Origin of the sequence: Burkholderia sp. MSh2, from assembly GCF_000731655.1 — a bacterium.
GTDB classification, from domain to species: Bacteria; Pseudomonadota; Gammaproteobacteria; order Burkholderiales; family Burkholderiaceae; genus Burkholderia; species Burkholderia paludis.
In genome coordinates, this window is record NZ_JPGM01000011.1 from 120133 (window position 1) to 135851 (window position 15719).

A 15719-nucleotide genomic window follows, 5' to 3' on the forward strand; every position below is an offset into this window, starting at 1 on the left:
GCGAGCCGGCGATCGTCGATGCGCCGGCGGGAGCGGCGGCGGATGCCGCCGCAACGAGACCCCGGCGCGTCGTTACGCGGCGGCGCGGCGGGCCGCGCCGCGCTCGTGGACGAGCGCGCCGGCCGCGTAGGTGCGGTATACCGCGCGGTCGTCGCCCAGCAGCGCGAACGCGAACAGCAGTTCCTCGAGCGAGTCCGCACGTTTCGTGCGGCGCGCGAGCAGCGGGGTGGCCTGAGGATCGAGCACGACGAAGTCGGCCTCGGTGCGCGGCGCGAGCGTGCCGACCGTGTCCGCGAGGTCGAGCGCCTGCGCGGCGCCGGCCGTCGCGAGCCAGAACATCCGCGTGGCGGTCAGGTGGTGGCCCGACAGCCGCGCGACCTTGTGCGCCTCGTTCATCGTCTGCAGCATCGAGAACGACGTGCCGCCGCCGACGTCGGTTGCGAGCGTGACCGGCACGTCGTGTTCGCCGGCCTTGTCGAAGTCGAACAGTCCGCTGCCGAGGAAGAAGTTCGACGTCGGGCAGTGCGCGACGACGGTGCGCGTCTCGGCCATCCGGCGGCGGTCCTCGTCGTCGAGGTGGATGCAGTGGCCGTACACCGCACGCGGGCGCAGCAGCCCGTAGCGGTCGTAGATATCGAGATAGCTGCGATGGCCGGGAAACAGTTCGGCCACCCATTTCACCTCGTCGACGTTTTCCGCCACGTGGCTCTGCACGAACACGTCCGGATGGCGGCGCGCGAGCTCGCCGCACGCCTCGAGCTGGGCCTCGGTCGACGTCGGGGCGAAGCGCGGGGTGAGCGCGTACATCTGGCGGCCCTTGCCGTGCCAGCGCCCGATCAGCTCGGCACTGTCGTCATAACCCGATTGCGCGGTGTCGCGCAGGAATTCCGGGCAGTTGCGGTCCATCAGCACCTTGCCCGCGATCATCCGCAGGTCGCGCGCGTCGCTGGCAGCGAACAGCGCATCGGCCGACTGCTTGTGCACCGTGCAGTAGACGAGCGCGCTGGTCGTGCCGCAGGCGAGCAGTTCGTCGACGAAGAAGTCGGCGACTTCGCGCGCATGCTCGGGGTCGCCGAACTGGCGCTCGGTCGGGAACGTGTACTTGTCGAGCCACGGCAGCAGCCCTGGCGCCGGCGACGCGATCATGTCCGTCTGCGGGTAGTGGATGTGCGTGTCGATGAAGCCGGGCACGATCAGCTTGTCGCGCAGGTCGTGGACGATCGCGTCCCGCGCAAGCGTCGCGGCGAGCTGCGCATGGGCGCCGGCCGCGACGACCTTGCCGTCGTCGACGATCAGCAGGCCGTCGGTCTCGTAGTTCGCGGCCTGGCTCGATTGCGCCGGGTCGCCGTTGAAGGTCAGCAGTTGGGAACGAAAAGCGGTTTGCGTCATGACGAATGGTCCTGCATCAAGGTAAGGCGAACAGAAGAAAGCGGTCGATGCCGCGCGGGCGACGGCATGGACGCCGCCCGCGCGGTTGCGCTGCGGCGGCTCGCGAGCCGCCCGGGCAGGCGGCCCGCGGCGCGGCCGGATGCGATTGCGCGGACGGGCATGGCGGCCCGCCTCGCATCAACCCACGACGCCGTGCGCCGCCGGCCTGCGGCGGCCGGGCCGCGCGCACGCGGGCGATCGGTCCGGCGCAACTGTTGGCCGGCGGTCGCGAAGCGGAAGGCGTTGCCGTGTTTCATCTGTCTGGGCGAACCTCGATGCCGGCCGTCACGCGGCCTGCCAGTACGCGTCGAGGCGCGCGAACAGTGCGTCGCGCTGCGCCGGTTCGATGAACGACGCCTCGAAGCCGTTGCGGAGCACCGCATGGACTTCGGCATCCGTGAGCTGCAGCCCTTCGGCCGTCGCGAAGTAGTTTTCGTTGACGTAGCCGCCGAAATAGGCCGGATCGTCGGAGTTGATCGTCACCGCGACGCCGCGGTCGAGCAGCGCCTTCAGCGTGTGTTTCGTCATGTCGTCGAATACGCACAGCTTCAGGTTCGACAGCGGGCAGACGGTAAGCGCCGTGCGCGTCCTGGCGAGGCGCTCGACGAGCGCCGCGTCCTCGATGCTGCGCACGCCGTGGTCGATCCGGTCGACCTTCAGCACGTCGAGCGCTTCGTAGATGTAGGCGGGCGGGCCTTCCTCGCCCGCGTGCGCGACGAGCTTCAGCCCGAGCGCGCGCGCCTTCTCGAAGACGCGCGCGAACTTCGCCGGCGGATGGCCGAGTTCGGACGAATCGAGGCCCACGCCGATCAGGCGATGGCGATAGCGTTCGAACAGCGGCAAGGCCGCTTCGAAGGTCGCGAGCGCATCCTCTTCGGACAGGTGGCGCAGGAAGCACAGGATCAGCCTGCTCGACAGCCCGCGCCGTTCGGCGTCGGCGAGCGCGCGCTCGATGCCCGCGACGACCGTCTCGATCGGCACGCCGCGCTCGGTGTGCGTTTGCGGATCGAAGAACAGCTCGGTGTGGACGACGTTGTCGGCCAGCGCGCGTTCGCAGTACGCGGCCGTCATGTCGTGGAAATCCTGCTCGGTCAGCAGCACGCTCGCACCTGCGTAGTAGATGTCGAGGAACGACTGCAGGTCGGTGAATGCATATGCGGCGCGCAGCGCGTCGATCGAGTCGTACGCGAGCTTCACGCCGTTGCGCTGCGCGAGCGCGAAAATCAGCTCGGGCTCGAGCGAGCCTTCGATATGGATGTGCAGCTCCGCTTTCGGCGCGCGGGCAATCTTGTCCTTGAATGTCGGTGTCATGGCGTCGTTCTTGGTCGGTCAGTATGTGGGGGAAGCCTGCGCGGCCGTATTCGCCTCGACGGCCTGCAGCAACTGCGCGGCCACCGAGATCGCGATCACTTCGGGCGCCTTGTCGACGATGCCTTCGACACCGACCGGGCAGCGCATCCGCGCGACCTGGGCCGGGTCGATGCCGATCGCCGCGAGGCGATGATCGAACTGCGCGCGTTTCGCGTGCGAGCCGGTCATCCCGAAGTATGCGTAGTCGCCGCGCCTCAGGATGCGCTCGGCCAGCACGAAATCGAGTGCGTGGTCGTGCGTCATCACGACGAAGTAGGACTGCGGCGGCGCGGTGTCGACCACGTCGGCCGGGGCGGCGGCCGTTTCGATCGCGAGGTTGCCGATGCCTGCGAGCGTGTCGGCCGGCGGGAACGCCGCATCGGGCTCGTCGATCCAGCGCACGTGGCACGGCAGCGTCGCCAGTACCTTCACGAGCGCGGTGCCGATGTGCCCGGCGCCGAACAGCACGACGGGGAATGCGAACGGCGCGATCGTTTCGGTCATCAGCGACACGCCGCCGGTTTCCCACAGCAGGCAGTCGGCACGCGCGGCTTCCGATTCGGGCTCGCTCAACAGCGGCGCGCCCGGCGAGGGGCCGAATGATACGCTACGCACGGTCGCGGCGCCGGCCGCGACGCGCTTCGCGACCGACATGATCCAGCCGAGGTCGCCGACGTCGAGCCGCTCGAACGCGAGCACGACCGCGCCGCCGCAGCACTGGCCGAGGCTCGGGCCGAGCGCGAGCCGCTCGAGCCTGCGCGCGTGGGGCACGTGCGCACCGTCCTTCAGCAGGTGCCGCGCGATCTCGATCGCCTTCCATTCCAGATGACCGCCGCCGATCGTATGGCGAGCCGTGTCGCGCGTGACGATCATCTTGGTGCCGGCTTCGCGCGGCGCGGAGCCGTCGGTGTGCGCGACCGTCACGAGCACGGCCGCTTCGCCGTGCGCGAGCAGTTGCTGCAGATCGCCGAGCCAGGCTTCCATCAGCAGGCTCCGTTCGGGACGATGCCGCGCGACACATGTCGCGGGCGGGCGGCGGCGATGACGGACGGGAGCGGGGCAGGCCGTCCGCACGGCCGGTGCGGTGCGGCGGCGGCGCGCCGACGGCGCGCGTGCAGGACGCCGCCGGACGCGCGGACGCCATGAGAGTGACGGATGCGGATGGTGTGCGTTGTCATGATGAATCCAGTCGACATTGCGGATCGGGCGCGCGTTACGCAGGGGGGGGAGACCGCCTGGTCTCGCGCACGTAGATCGCCATCCAGTCCCGAAGATAGCACTGCGACGCGACGGGAACATTGCCGCGCGGTGATCCGGGCTATCAGGAGGCGATCATGTCGATCATAGGCCCGTCGCACGGGATCGGCGTGCCGATGCGAGCGCATCGGGACGAAATGCCGGCGTGACGGGGCGTGGGGCGCGGCGATCGCGCGCCGCGCGTCGGCCCGGCAAACCGGGCGGCGACCGAGTAGGTGTTTACGCGCGGCCGGCCGCATGAGGCCGGCAAACGCGCCGCCCGGCCCCGGGGGAGGGCCCGCCGGCGGCGCGCGACCCGGCGCTCGGGCCGCGCATGCATCGGGCCGGCAAGGGCGGCCGGTCAGCCCGCGAGCTTGCGGCGATGGCGCCAGAGGCTTGCGGCGACCGCAACCAGGATCACGGCGAAGCCGATCAGCGCCCAGCCGGGCAGCAGGATGCCGAAGATCGGCGGGTAGACGGTTTCGCACAGGCCCGCGACCTTGAACATGCCGGGGAACCACTGCGCGGGCGGCAGGCTGTCGACGATCGGCTGCAGCGTGTCGAAGCCGCAACTGAAGCCCGGATTCATCTGGATCGACAGGTGACGCGCGGACGTGCCGACACCGCCGGCCGCGGCGATCGCGATCAGCAGTTCGAGCACCCAGATGCCGCGCCAGTTGCGGAGCCCCGCGGCCAGGAACGCGAAGATTCCGATTGCGGAGAAGAAGTAACGCTGGATGATGCACAGCGGGCACGGATCCTCGTTCTTCACGTACTGCAGGTACAGCGCACCGGCCAGCAGGGCGATGCACGCCCATCCGAGCAGCATCAGCAGGCGGCGTTCGCGGCGTAGTGCAAGCGTGTAGTCGTTCATGTCGGCGGGGTTCCTCGTGGGTCGGTCCGGAAAACAATCGCGCGATTTTAGCGCGAACGGTCTGGCACGAAACTGACGGCACGCGCGCGGCACCCCGCCGCACGCGTGCATTGCCTGCCGGCGACGGGTACGGTCAGCGGATCGTGTTCAGCACGGCCTCGACCGACTGGCCGATCGAAAGCAGCGCGTCGTCGCGATGCGGCGCCGCCGCGAGCATCAGGCCGACCGGCGCCGCGTCGCGCGGATGGCACGGCAGCGACAGCGCGCATGCATCGAGGAAATTGAATGCGCTCGGATTGCGCAGGATCAGCGCATTGGTGCGCGTGAACGCGTCGTCGTCCGTCTCCAGATCGGCGATGCGCGGCGGCACGACCGGCACCGTCGGCGCGACGAGCGCGTCGAAGCGCGACCAGACCGTGTGCGCGGCTTCGTCGAGCAGCGCGGCGCGTGCGGCGAGCAGGTCGAGATAGTCGGCCGCGCTCGCGGGTTCGCCCTTCAGGATTCGCGTGAGCACGCGCGGGTCGTACTGGTCGCGATGCCCGGCGAGCAACGGGCGATGCCACGCGTAGGCCTCGATCGGCGAGAAGCCGAAGCGGTTGATCTCCGGCAGCCGGTCGAGCGCGGCGAAGCGCACTTCCGTGACGATCGCGCCGGCGGCCTCGAGATGCTTGAGCGCGGTGTCGAGCGCGGCCGCGACGTCGGCATCGACGCCGTCCGTCACGTAGTTCGTCAGCACGCCGAGCCGTACGCCTTCGAGCGGCCGTGCAACCGGCACGTGCGGTTCGAGGCCGGCGAGCATCCGGTCGACGAGCGCGCAGCACGCGACCGTCAGGCCGATCGGGCCGAACGAGTCGAGCGTCGTCGACAGCGGTACGCCGCCTTGCGTCGGGATCCGGCTCGCGGTCGGCTTGAAGCCCGTCAGCCCGCACAGCGCGGCCGGAATGCGGATCGACCCGCCCGTGTCGGTGCCGAGCGCGACGGCGGCCATCCCGTCGGCCACGGACGCGGCCGCGCCGGACGACGACCCGCCGGAAATCCGCGCGTCGCCCGGCACGTCGCGGCGGTACGGCGAGCGCGGATTGCCGAAGTGCGGATTGAGCCCGAGCCCCGAAAACGCGAACTCGCTCATGTTGGTGCGGCCGACCAGCACCGCGCCTGCGCGCTTGAGCCGGGCAACGGCGACCGCATCGGTGCGCGCGGGCGGCGCGCCGTCGAGCACGCGCGAACCCGCGCGCGTCACCTGGCCCGCGACGTCGAACAGGTCCTTGACCGACACGGGAATGCCCGCGAGCGGCGACAGCACGGTGCCCGCGGCGCGCAACCGGTCGTGCGCGTCGGCGGCCGCGCGCGCGTTGTCGGCATCGACTTCGGTGAATACGACCGCGCCCTGGCCTGCCGGATCGGCGATCCGGTCGAGCGCGGTGTCGACGAGCGCGCGGCTCGTGGTCCGGCCGGCGGCGAGATCGGCGGCGAGTTGGGCGAGCGGGGGGAAGGGCGTGAAAGTGGTCATGGGCGGCTCAGGGGCGAAGATGTTGAAGAAGCGTGGCGCGGAACGAATCGATATGCGCTTCGACGGCCGCGCGCGCACCAGCGGCGTCGCGCGCGGACAGCCGTTCGAACAGCGTGCGATGTTCGTGCTGCACATCGGCGAGATGGTGCGGTTCGGACAGCGTGACGAACCAGAAACGCAGCGCGCGCTCGTGCAGCGCACGCAGGATTTCGGCGAGGACCGCATTGCGGGCAGTCGCGGCGATCGCCTGGTGGAACGCGCGGTCGAGTTCCATCATGCCTTCGACGTCGTGCGCGTCGACGCAGGCCTGGCCGCCGTCGAGCAGCGCGGCGAGGCGCGCGAGGTCGTCGGGCGTTGCATGGCGCGCGGCGAGTTCGGCGCAGTGCGCTTCGTTGATGCGTCGCACGTCGATCACCGCGACGATGTCGTCGAGCGACAGCGGCTGCACCATCAACCCCTTGCGCGGCATCACGGAGAGCAGCCCTTCGAGGACGAGCCGATGCACGGCCTGGTGCACCGGCGTGCGGCCGATTCCGGTGCGCGCGACGAGGTCGGCTTCGTTGAGCGCGGCGCCGGGCTTCAGGCGCATCGTGATGATGTCGCGCTGGATCAGCGCGTACGCGCGATCGGCGAGGCTCGCCGCCGGCGCGGCGGGCCGGTCGCGGGTAACGTCGGTCAGGGTGTTCATGCGGGTGGCGGCGCGTCGGCAGGACGGGGCGCGATCATGGCGCGGGCAATCGGTCGGTATGGGCGATGCTGGATATTATTGTGATATATCACTGGTGTCCAGTCCCGGCCACGCGGCCGCGGTGACGCCCGCTCGGGATCGGCACGCCCTTTCGGTGCGGATGGCCGCCGGCTTGCGACAATACCGGCAGGATGTTGCGGGTTTGCCGCGCGATCGTGCGCTGAAGCATAATGAATCCCCGTCTATCCATACGCGTGAGCGACGTACCAGACCATCGTCATGAGCGAACACACGCCTTCCCCGGCCGGTCTGCCCGGCACCGCCTCCGTTTCTTCCGATTCCCCCCGCACCGATCCGGCGAATGCGCCCGATGCACCGGCCGCGCAGGCCGCCGTGGAGAACGTGGCCGCCGACGGCGCGTCGCCGGCCACGGCGGCACCCGGCCCGGGTGCGCCCGGCGCCGCCGGCGGCGGCGTGCCGCCGAAGCCGGGCACGCCGCCGCCCGGGTTCGGTGCGCAGCCCGATTTCGACACGCCGCGCCCGCCGCCCGCCAGCGCGCAGAATGCGCCGCCGGCCTACCTGAAGCAGAACGACACGCCGTGGTCGGTGTTCGGCCGGATCATCGCCGCGCGTGCGCGCCGGCTGTTCGACCGCGCCGGCCAGCGCATCACGCAGCGCACGCTGCGCATCGGCGTGTCGGCGCGGATTTTCCATCCGGAACCGGGGGCGAAGGGGCTGCGGGGCAAGACGCTGCAGTATCTCGAGGAATCGATCGCCCACTGGGTGATGTCGCGCGACGTGCTCGTGTTCATGATTCCGACCGTCGGCCAGCAGGGCATGATCCACCCGAGCAACATCCGCCTGCGCGATTACGCGAAGCATCTCGACGGCCTGCTGCTGCAGGGCGGTGCCGACGTGTCGCCGCAAACCTACGCGGCGTCCGACGCTCGCCCCGAGTGGCCGGGCGATCGTGTGCGCGACATGTACGAACTCGAGCTGCTGCACGAGTTCGTCGAATCCGGCAAACCGGTGCTCGGCGTGTGTCGCGGCTGCCAGCTGATCAACGTCGCGTTCGGCGGCTCGCTGTACCAGGACATCGCCACCGATGTGCCGACCGCGCATGCGCACGTGAGCGAGCAATACGACCAGCATCGTCACGCGATCCGCTTCCCGGATACGTCGACGCTGGCGAGCATGTTCCCCGGGCGCAGCGAAGCGATCGTCAACTCGATTCACCACCAGGCGATTCGCGATCTCGGCCGTGACCTGAGCATCGAAGCGGTGTCGGCCGGCGACGGGATCATCGAAGGCATTCGCCACCGTCGTTCGCCGTTCGTCGTCGGCGTGCAGTGGCACCCCGAGTTCCATCGGGCCGGCGGTTCGGAGCTGCTCGACTGCACGCCGTTGCTCGATGCCTTCCTGCGCGCGGCGCGCGAAACCCGCCTGTAGCAGCGCGCATGCTGCGCGTTCCACGCAGGCCGGCCGCATCCCGCTAAATTCGAGATGCGGCCGTTTTGTTTTGAACGATAATCGCGAGTTCCGATTCGTTCGCCGGAGTCTGACGTTGGTTTTCCGAAATTTTTCCCCTGCGCGATGCGCGACCTGGATCGTTGCGCTGGCTGCCTGCGCGCAAGCGGGCATGGCCTGGTCCGCCGACGCGACCGCGCCCGTTGCCGGTACGCGTCCGGCGGTTACGAGCCTGAGCGGCGACGCGGCGCAGGCGGCTTCCGCCGCGGCTGCGACGGATGCCGCCGTGCACGGCAACGTCGCCGAGCTGACGCAGATGCTGCACGACGGCCGGATCGTCGAGATGCGCACGACGTACAACGGCAGCTACGGTGCGAGCCTGCTGTTCGACCCGCGCGAGATGACGTACTACGTCGCGCTGTTCCAGGACAAGAATCTGTGGCGCGTGATCCGGTCGCAGGAAAAGAGCCGCGCAGAGATGGTGTACGCGAATTTCGTCGAGCAGACCGTGCAACTCGCCGATATCGAGATCCGCCGTACCGAGCTGCAGGCGCAAAAGGCATTTCTCGAACGCGTGATCGCGCTGCAGTCGAGCCGTGCGCAGCAGTTGCAGGCCGACCTGAGTGTCGCGCGCAGCCAGCAGGCCGAAGTCGCGCAGCGGCAGAAGTCCGCGCAGGAGCAGACGCAGTCGCTGCAGGTCGAGAAGCGGGCGGCCCAGATGCAGTTGCGCGACCTGCAGGAGCAGGTGCGGCAACTCGAGAAGCAGAACGAGACGGGGCTGCCTGCGAACAAGTGACGATTCGTCAGACGGTAGGACAGAGACGAGCGAAACCCGGCGAAGCGATCTTCGCCGGGTTTTTTGTTGGCGGTGCGTCAGCGCGCGAACGCGTCCGGCGTATCGGTCAGGCGGCGGTGGGACAGTTGCGACGTCCAGTCGAAACCGTCGGCGGATGCCGGCGTTGCCCGGGCAGGTTCGATGTTGCGCAGCGCGTTTGCCATCGCGATCAGTGTGAGCGGATCGTCGAGCGTGTCGCGTGCATGGCCAGTCGCGGGCGGCGGTGCGACGAGCTGGTCGCGTTTACCGGTGTCGGCTGCGGCGCTCCGGGTCGGCGGGCGCGCAGCCAGCCGCGGTTCGGCCGGATGCCGGGCCGCCGCCGTGCGCTGGCCGTATGAAGGCGGCGACGCTTCAACCGATGCGGGCGGTACGCCGGGCGTTGCCTGCGGACGAGGCGACGCCGGACGACGTGCGACGTGACGGGCGGGCGGCGCCGGTTCGGCCGCCGTTGCGACAGGCGCGGGCATCCTGCGCTGCGGCGAAGCGCTCGTGGACGCATCCGGCCTGACCTCGGCGGTGCGCACGATGCTGCTCGACGATGTCGCGCGATCCGGCGCGACGCCGGCCATTTCACTCGCGTACGCTGGCTCGAAGCCGGCAGGCCGTTCGTATGCGGCGATCAGCCAGCCGATGATGCCGAGCGCGCCGACGCTCCAGCAGATCGCGTACCACGCGCGCCGGTGGCGGGCGCCGCCGGCGGCGCGACGGGTACGGCGGACGGCTGCCGCTGGCAGGACGGCCGGGGCATCGGCCGGAGCCGCCGCCGGTGACACGATGGGCAGCGGCCGCCAGTGGCATGCGCGATGCGGCGTGTCGAAGTCGATGCAGGACGTCGCCAATGTCGCGAGGCAGCGCTTGCCGGGCCGTGCCCCGGGTGCGCCACGAAAGATCCATTCGCGGCCGAACGGTGGCATGTGATCGAACGGCGCGGCGCGCGGGCGGCCGAGCGCGCCTTCGACAGGGACAAGGGACGTTGGAGTCATGCGGGCGATATGCCGTGCGACACGGTTGGCCGTGCCGGCGCGGTGCGAAGATGTCGTCGGAAATCGAGACATTGTCGTCAGCCGGAGAAGGGCGGTCGATCAGATCAATCTGATTTTTGCTTTCGTTTCGGGGTGATTCGTACGATGAGGAGACCTTCGCGACGCTGACGATAACGGCGACACAAGGCAAATGTCGGGTTGGCGTGGCATGATGCGCGAACCAAGCCGGTGCGCGCGTCGTCATGCGACGCACCGCCGGCGGGCAGCGATGCCCGCGTGCGCCCTGGCGCCGCGTGCATCGTCGGATCCATGAGGCGCGGATTCGCGTCATCCGAGTTGAGCGAGAAAAAACATGTCCACAGCGTCACACGCCAACGCGCAGGAATCGAAATTCCGCACCGTATTCCGGGTCGTCAGCGGCAACTTCCTGGAAATGTACGATTTCATGGTCTACGGGTATTACGCGTCGGCCATCGCCAAAACCTACTTTCCGAGCGGTAATGCATTCGCGTCCCTGATGCTGTCGCTGTCGGTGTTCGGCGCGGGCTTCCTGATGCGGCCGGTCGGCGCGATCGTGCTCGGCGCGTACATCGACCACCATGGCCGCCGCAAGGGGCTGATCCTGACGCTCGGGCTGATGGCGCTCGGTACGCTCACGGTGGCCGCGATACCCGGTTACGCGACGATCGGCGTGCTCGCGCCGGTGCTCGTGCTGCTCGGCCGGCTGTTGCAGGGCTTCTCGGCGGGCGTCGAACTCGGCGGCGTGTCGGTCTACCTGTCGGAGATCGCGACGAAGGGGCACAAGGGCTTCTATACGTCGTGGCAGTCGGGCAGCCAGCAGGTGGCTGTCGTCTTCGCCGCGCTCGTCGGCGTGCTGCTGAACCGCGCGCTGCCGGCCGAGGAGATGACCGCATGGGGCTGGCGCATTCCGTTCCTGATCGGCTGCCTGATCGTCCCGTTCCTGTTCCTGATCCGCCGCTCGCTGAAGGAAACCGACGAGTTCCTGGCGAAGCGCCATCGTCCGACGATGGGCGAGATCATGCGCTCGATGCTCGAGAACTGGGGCGTCGTGGTCGCGGGCATGGGAATGGTCATCATGACGACGGTGTCGTTCTATATGATCACCGCCTATACGCCGACCTTCGGCAAGGAGGTGCTGCACCTGTCGTCGCTCGACGCGCTCATCGTGACCGTCTGCGTCGGTATTTCCAACCTCGTGTGGCTGCCGCTGTCCGGTGCGCTGTCCGACCGTATCGGCCGCCGCCCGGTGCTGATCGCGTTCACCGTGCTGACGCTGGTGACGGCATACCCGGCCGTGCTGTGGCTCGTCGGCGATCCGTCGTTCCTGCGGCTGCTCGCGGTCGAGCTGTGGCTGTCGTTCCTGTACGCGTCGTATAACGGTGCGATGGTCGTCGCGCTGACCGAGGTGATGCCGGCCGACGTGCGCACGGCCGGCTTCTCGCTCGCCTACAGCCTCGCGACGACGATCGGCGGTTTCACGCCCGCCATCTCGACGCTGCTGATCCATCAGACGGGCAACAAGGCGGCGCCGGGGCTGTGGCTCAGCGTGGCGGCGATTTGCGGGCTGATCGCGACGCTCGTGCTGTATCGCACGTCCGAGGCCCGCAACCAGTACAAGGCGGCCTGACGGGCGCCATTGCCCGGCGGCGTCTGCCGCACGCATTACGGTGAACAAAGGGAGCGCGCCGCGCTCCCTTTGTTCGTCTGCGCTCAGGCTTCGCGCAATGCGCCGGCGACCGTGGCCGCCACGTCGAGCCATGCGCCGGGGGCCGGCTGGCGGGCGAGCCGGGCCTGCGGATACCACGGGCAGTCGCCGCCGGTAAACCATCGCCAGTCCGGCGCGAACGGCAGCATGACCCACAACGGCTTGCCGAGCGCACCAGCGAGGTGCGCGACCGCCGTATCGATCGTGACGACGCCGTCGAGCCGCTCGATCAGCGCGGCCGTATCGGCAAAGTCGTTCAGCCGGCCGTCGAGCCGGTGTACGCGCGGATGCGCGTCGACGCGCGCGCGCTCGTCGTCGTCGAGTGCCGGCTGCAGGACGATCCAGTCGATGTCCGGCAGCGCGAGCAGCGGCGCGAGCGCATCGAACGGCATCGAGCGGTTTTCCTGCGCCTGCCGGCGCCCCGACCACGCGAGGCCGAACTTGCGCCTGGACTGGCCGCCGAGCGAGCCCCGAAAGCGCCGGCGGGCGCCGTCGGGGGCATCGAGGTAGCGCGAGGCCGCGACGATGTCGTCCGGCTGCATCCCGAGCAGGAATGGCAGGCTCATCAGCGTGCAGGCGACATCCGCCGCCGGTTGCTTCGCGGCTCCCTGCGCGGCGAGCGTCACGCGCCAGCGCGAGGCGGCCGGCGCCAGCAGCGCAACGAGTTCCGGCTGGACTTCGAGCACGACACGCGCGCAGCGTGCGCGCGCGAGCGGCACGAAGCGGACGAACTGCAGCGTGTCGCCGAACCCCTGTTCCGCGCGGATCAGCAGCGTGCGTGATGCGATAGGCTCGCCTTGCCAGCGCGGCAGCGTGCCGAGCGGCGTCGCGCCCGGCGTGTCGTGACGTGCCTCGTAGGCGGGCAGGCCGCGCGTGAAGTCGCGCAGCGTCAGCAGCGTGACCGCGCGGTGCAGCCGCGCCAGCGTGAGATCGGGTGCGACGCGCAGTGCCTGGTCGAATGCGCGCAGCGCCATCTCGTGCGCGCAGAGCGCGTGATGGGCGTTGCCGAGGTTCAGCCAAGCGAGGCCGAACGACGGATCGAGACCGACTGCGCGCTCGTAGTAGGGCAGCGCGTCGCGGTGGCGTGCCTGCGCGCACAGGGCGTTCGCGAGGCCGAACAGCGCGAGCGGAAACGGCGGATGCAGCGCGAGCGCGGTTTCGAACGCGGCGGCCGCCTCGGCATGCCGGCCGAGCGCATCGAACGTGTTGCCGAGATTGAAATGGGCGGCGACGAAGCGCGGCTGCGCGGCGATCGCGGCCTGGAAGTGCGCGATCGCGTCGTCGGCGCGGCCCATCGCGTTCAGCGCCATCGCGAGGTTGTTGTGCGCGCCCGCATGGCCCGGCCGCAATTCGAGCGCGCGACGGAATGCGACGAGCGCGTCGTCGTGGCGGCCGAGCGCGTTTAGCGCGTTGCCGAGATTGTTGTGGATCGATGCGTCGTCGGGCGTGAGCCGCAGCGCGCGGCCGAATGCGTCGATCGCATCGTCGTGACGCTGCAGTGCCGCATACGCGTTGCCGAGGTTGTAGTGCGCGAGCGGAAATTCGGGCGCGAGCGTCAGCGCGTTGCGGAAACGGTCGATCGCCTCGTCGAGCCGGCCGAGCGCTTTCAGCGCGTTGCCCAGATTGAGCTGCAGCGCGGCATCGCCCGGCCGCAACGCGACGGCGCGGCCGACGAGATCGGCCGCTTCGGCGTGCTGGCCCTGCTGGTGCCGCAGCACGCCGAACAGATGCAGCGCGTCGGCGTCGGCGGGGTTGGAGGCGAGCGCGTTGCGATAGCCGTGCTCGGCCTCGGCGAGGCGGCCCGCGCGGTGTGCGGCATACGCCCGGTCGAATGCGGAATCCATGACGCGAAAACTGACGGAAAGCGCGTATTTTCCCATACTGCGCGGCAGAGCCGCGTGTCGGCCCGCTGGCATATGGCCCCGTCACGCGGAGCGGCGTAGACTTGCAGGGTCGCGTGTCATCGAGGTTCTCATGGCTGACACACTGCCCGATATCCCGCCCGTGCTGATTGTCGGCGCGGGGCCGACCGGTCTCGCCGCGGCGATGAGCCTCGCGCGTGCCCGCGTGCCGGTGCGCATCATCGACCGGCTGGCCGCGCCCGCGCCGTATTCGCGTGCGATCGGCATCCAGGCGCGCACGCTCGAACTGCTGGAGCAGCATCGTGCGGTCGAGCCGTTCCTCGCGCTCGGCCATCGAGCGCATGCGGCCGCGCTGCATGCCGACGGCCGCGTGATCGCGCGGCTCGATTTCGATCCGCTGCAAACGCGCTATCCCTATCTGCTGTTTCTCGACCAGAGCATCACCGAGCGCCTGCTCGCCGAACACCTCGCCGGGCTCGGCGTGAGCGTCGAGCGTGGCGCGACGCTCACCGCGTGCGAGGCGGGCGGTGGATCGCTCGACGTCTCGATCCGTTGCGCCGACGGCCGGGACGAATCGTTCGCGCCGTCGTACCTGGTCGCCGCCGACGGCGCGCACAGCACGGTCAGGCACCTGCTTGGCCTCGGTTTCGCCGGGCACGCATTCGAGCAGACCTTCCTGCTTGCCGATTTCTCCGCGATCCCCGACTGGCCGGACGAAGAGATCCACCTGTTCACGACGCCCGAAGGCATGGCCGGCGTGTTCCCGATGGGGGGCGGCCGTTACCGGCTCGTCGCCGATCGCCCGCCCGGCAGCGACGCGTCGCCCGATGCGCCGACGCCGTCGCTCGCGGAGTGCGACGCCATCGTGCGTGCCCGTGCCGGCGCGTCGATCTCGCCGAGCGATCTCACCTGGTCGGCCTATTTCCGCCTGCACAGCAGGATGGTCGACCGGCTGCGTCACGGCCGCGTGTTCTTCGCGGGCGACGCCGCGCACGTCCACAGCCCGGCCGGCGCGCAGGGCATGAACACCGGCATCCAGGAGGCGTTCAATCTCGGCTGGAAGCTTGCGCGCGTGCTCGGTGCGGGCACGCCCGAGCGGCTGCTCGACACGTATCACGCGGAGCGTCATCCGATCGAGCGCGACGTGTTGCGGCAGACCGGTTTCGTCACGCAGATCGTCGAAGCCGAGCGCGGCGCGATGAAGCTGCTGCGCGATCATGTCGTGCCGCTGCTGGCGTCGTTCGGGCCGATGCGCGACGCGGTCCGGCGCACGGTCAGCGAACTCGGCGTGCAGTACCGGAAGAGTCCGCTCACGCTGGAGCGCGTGCTCGACGGCGGGCCGCGCGCCGGCGAACGTGCGCCCGACGCGCTGCTGCATGTGCTCGACGGGCCGCTCGGCCGGGCGCCCGGAACGGCGCGGTTATACGACCTTCACGATCCGGCGAGCTTCACGCTGCTGCTGCTGGAGGAGCCGCCGGATGCCGATGCCGGCGACGTGCCGCCGATGGCGGCGGACGCGCGGGAACTCGTGCAGGGGCTCGAACGGATCATGCCGGATGCGGTGCGCACCTGGCGCGTCACCGATGCCGCAGGCAACGGCGACGCCGGGCTTGCACAGGAATACGGCCGTTCGCGGCCGTCGTTTTATCTGCTGCGTCCCGACGGATATGTCGCCGTGCGCGGGCGCACGGCGACCGACGCGAACGCGCTGCTGCGCCACTGCGAAGGCTGGTTCGCGGGCCGGTCGCGGTCCGCGTAGC

At 69.8% G+C, this 15719-nt stretch carries 12 protein-coding genes; 4 read left to right on the forward strand and 8 right to left on the reverse strand.

The genetic code is table 11. The annotated features are described in order from the left end of the window. Positions 1 to 72: 72 nt before the first annotated feature. The 6 genes from guaD to GQ57_RS08730 all read right to left on the reverse strand — a co-directional run bounded on the left by guaD (position 73) and on the right by GQ57_RS08730 (position 7086). Positions 73 to 1389, reverse strand: coding sequence for a guanine deaminase (gene guaD, locus GQ57_RS08705; RefSeq protein ID WP_031402690.1), 1317 nt, complete (start codon positions 1387 to 1389; stop codon positions 73 to 75). A 324-nt stretch (positions 1390 to 1713) separates the two neighbouring features. Beyond that, positions 1714 to 2739 carry an adenosine deaminase gene (locus tag GQ57_RS08710; protein WP_031402689.1) on the reverse strand — a complete coding sequence of 342 codons (1026 nt, stop codon included), beginning with the start codon at positions 2737 to 2739 and terminating at the stop codon, positions 1714 to 1716. Between the two features lie 18 nt (positions 2740 to 2757). Next, positions 2758 to 3762 (reverse strand): xanthine dehydrogenase accessory protein XdhC, encoded by a 1005-nt coding sequence (gene xdhC, locus GQ57_RS08715; protein ID WP_034197643.1) that lies wholly within the window; start codon positions 3760 to 3762, stop codon positions 2758 to 2760. Between the two features lie 613 nt (positions 3763 to 4375). Continuing rightward, positions 4376 to 4888: a disulfide bond formation protein B gene (locus GQ57_RS08720; protein WP_031402687.1), complete on the reverse strand. Its 513-nt coding sequence runs from the start codon at positions 4886 to 4888 to the stop codon at positions 4376 to 4378. 133 nt (positions 4889 to 5021) lie between these two features. Continuing rightward, positions 5022 to 6398, reverse strand: a complete 1377-nt coding sequence (locus GQ57_RS08725; protein WP_034197644.1) for an amidase — start codon at positions 6396 to 6398, stop codon at positions 5022 to 5024. 7 nt (positions 6399 to 6405) lie between these two features. Beyond that, entirely contained in the window at positions 6406 to 7086 is a 681-nt protein-coding gene (locus GQ57_RS08730) for a GntR family transcriptional regulator (protein WP_034197645.1), read from the reverse strand. Between the two features lie 279 nt (positions 7087 to 7365). On the opposite strand from GQ57_RS08730, the gene GQ57_RS08735 reads away from it, so the two are divergent. Next, positions 7366 to 8535, forward strand: coding sequence for a gamma-glutamyl-gamma-aminobutyrate hydrolase family protein (locus GQ57_RS08735; RefSeq protein WP_034197646.1), 1170 nt, complete (start codon positions 7366 to 7368; stop codon positions 8533 to 8535). Between the two features lie 115 nt (positions 8536 to 8650). Beyond that, positions 8651 to 9349 carry a DUF2968 domain-containing protein gene (locus GQ57_RS08740; protein ID WP_031402683.1) on the forward strand — a complete coding sequence of 233 codons (699 nt, stop codon included), beginning with the start codon at positions 8651 to 8653 and terminating at the stop codon, positions 9347 to 9349. A 77-nt stretch (positions 9350 to 9426) separates the two neighbouring features. Here GQ57_RS08740 and GQ57_RS08745 read toward each other — a convergent pair whose 3' ends face one another. Next, positions 9427 to 10371, reverse strand: a complete 945-nt coding sequence (locus GQ57_RS08745) for a hypothetical protein (protein ID WP_174923308.1) — start codon at positions 10369 to 10371, stop codon at positions 9427 to 9429. Positions 10372 to 10723: 352 nt separating this feature from the next. Here GQ57_RS08745 and GQ57_RS08750 point away from each other — a divergent pair, with 352 nt between their 5' ends. Continuing rightward, positions 10724 to 12019, forward strand: a complete 1296-nt coding sequence (locus tag GQ57_RS08750; RefSeq protein ID WP_031402681.1) for an MFS transporter — start codon at positions 10724 to 10726, stop codon at positions 12017 to 12019. An 83-nt stretch (positions 12020 to 12102) separates the two neighbouring features. On the opposite strand, the gene GQ57_RS08755 is transcribed toward GQ57_RS08750, so the two are convergent. Then, positions 12103 to 13941, reverse strand: a complete 1839-nt coding sequence (locus GQ57_RS08755; RefSeq protein WP_425322017.1) for a tetratricopeptide repeat protein — start codon at positions 13939 to 13941, stop codon at positions 12103 to 12105. 130 nt (positions 13942 to 14071) lie between these two features. On the opposite strand from GQ57_RS08755, the gene GQ57_RS08760 reads away from it, so the two are divergent. Further along, the gene (locus tag GQ57_RS08760; protein WP_034197649.1) at positions 14072 to 15718 is read left to right on the forward strand and encodes an FAD-dependent monooxygenase; all 1647 of its coding nucleotides are present in this window, start codon (positions 14072 to 14074) and stop codon (positions 15716 to 15718) included. Position 15719: the final 1 nt, after the last annotated feature.

Coding starts and splice junctions, on each gene's coding strand:
- guaD (WP_031402690.1), bottom strand. CDS start 1,389: ATGACGCAAACCGCTTTTCGTTCCCAACTGCTGACCTTCAACGGCGAC.
- GQ57_RS08710 (WP_031402689.1), bottom strand. CDS start 2,739: ATGACACCGACATTCAAGGACAAGATTGCCCGCGCGCCGAAAGCGGAG.
- xdhC (WP_034197643.1), bottom strand. CDS start 3,762: ATGGAAGCCTGGCTCGGCGATCTGCAGCAACTGCTCGCGCACGGCGAA.
- GQ57_RS08720 (WP_031402687.1), bottom strand. CDS start 4,888: ATGAACGACTACACGCTTGCACTACGCCGCGAACGCCGCCTGCTGATG.
- GQ57_RS08725 (WP_034197644.1), bottom strand. CDS start 6,398: ATGACCACTTTCACGCCCTTCCCCCCGCTCGCCCAACTCGCCGCCGAT.
- GQ57_RS08730 (WP_034197645.1), bottom strand. CDS start 7,086: ATGAACACCCTGACCGACGTTACCCGCGACCGGCCCGCCGCGCCGGCG.
- GQ57_RS08735 (WP_034197646.1), top strand. CDS start 7,366: ATGAGCGAACACACGCCTTCCCCGGCCGGTCTGCCCGGCACCGCCTCC.
- GQ57_RS08745 (WP_174923308.1), bottom strand. CDS start 10,371: ATGACTCCAACGTCCCTTGTCCCTGTCGAAGGCGCGCTCGGCCGCCCG.
- GQ57_RS08750 (WP_031402681.1), top strand. CDS start 10,724: ATGTCCACAGCGTCACACGCCAACGCGCAGGAATCGAAATTCCGCACC.
- GQ57_RS08755 (WP_425322017.1), bottom strand. CDS start 13,941: ATGGATTCCGCATTCGACCGGGCGTATGCCGCACACCGCGCGGGCCGC.
- GQ57_RS08760 (WP_034197649.1), top strand. CDS start 14,072: ATGGCTGACACACTGCCCGATATCCCGCCCGTGCTGATTGTCGGCGCG.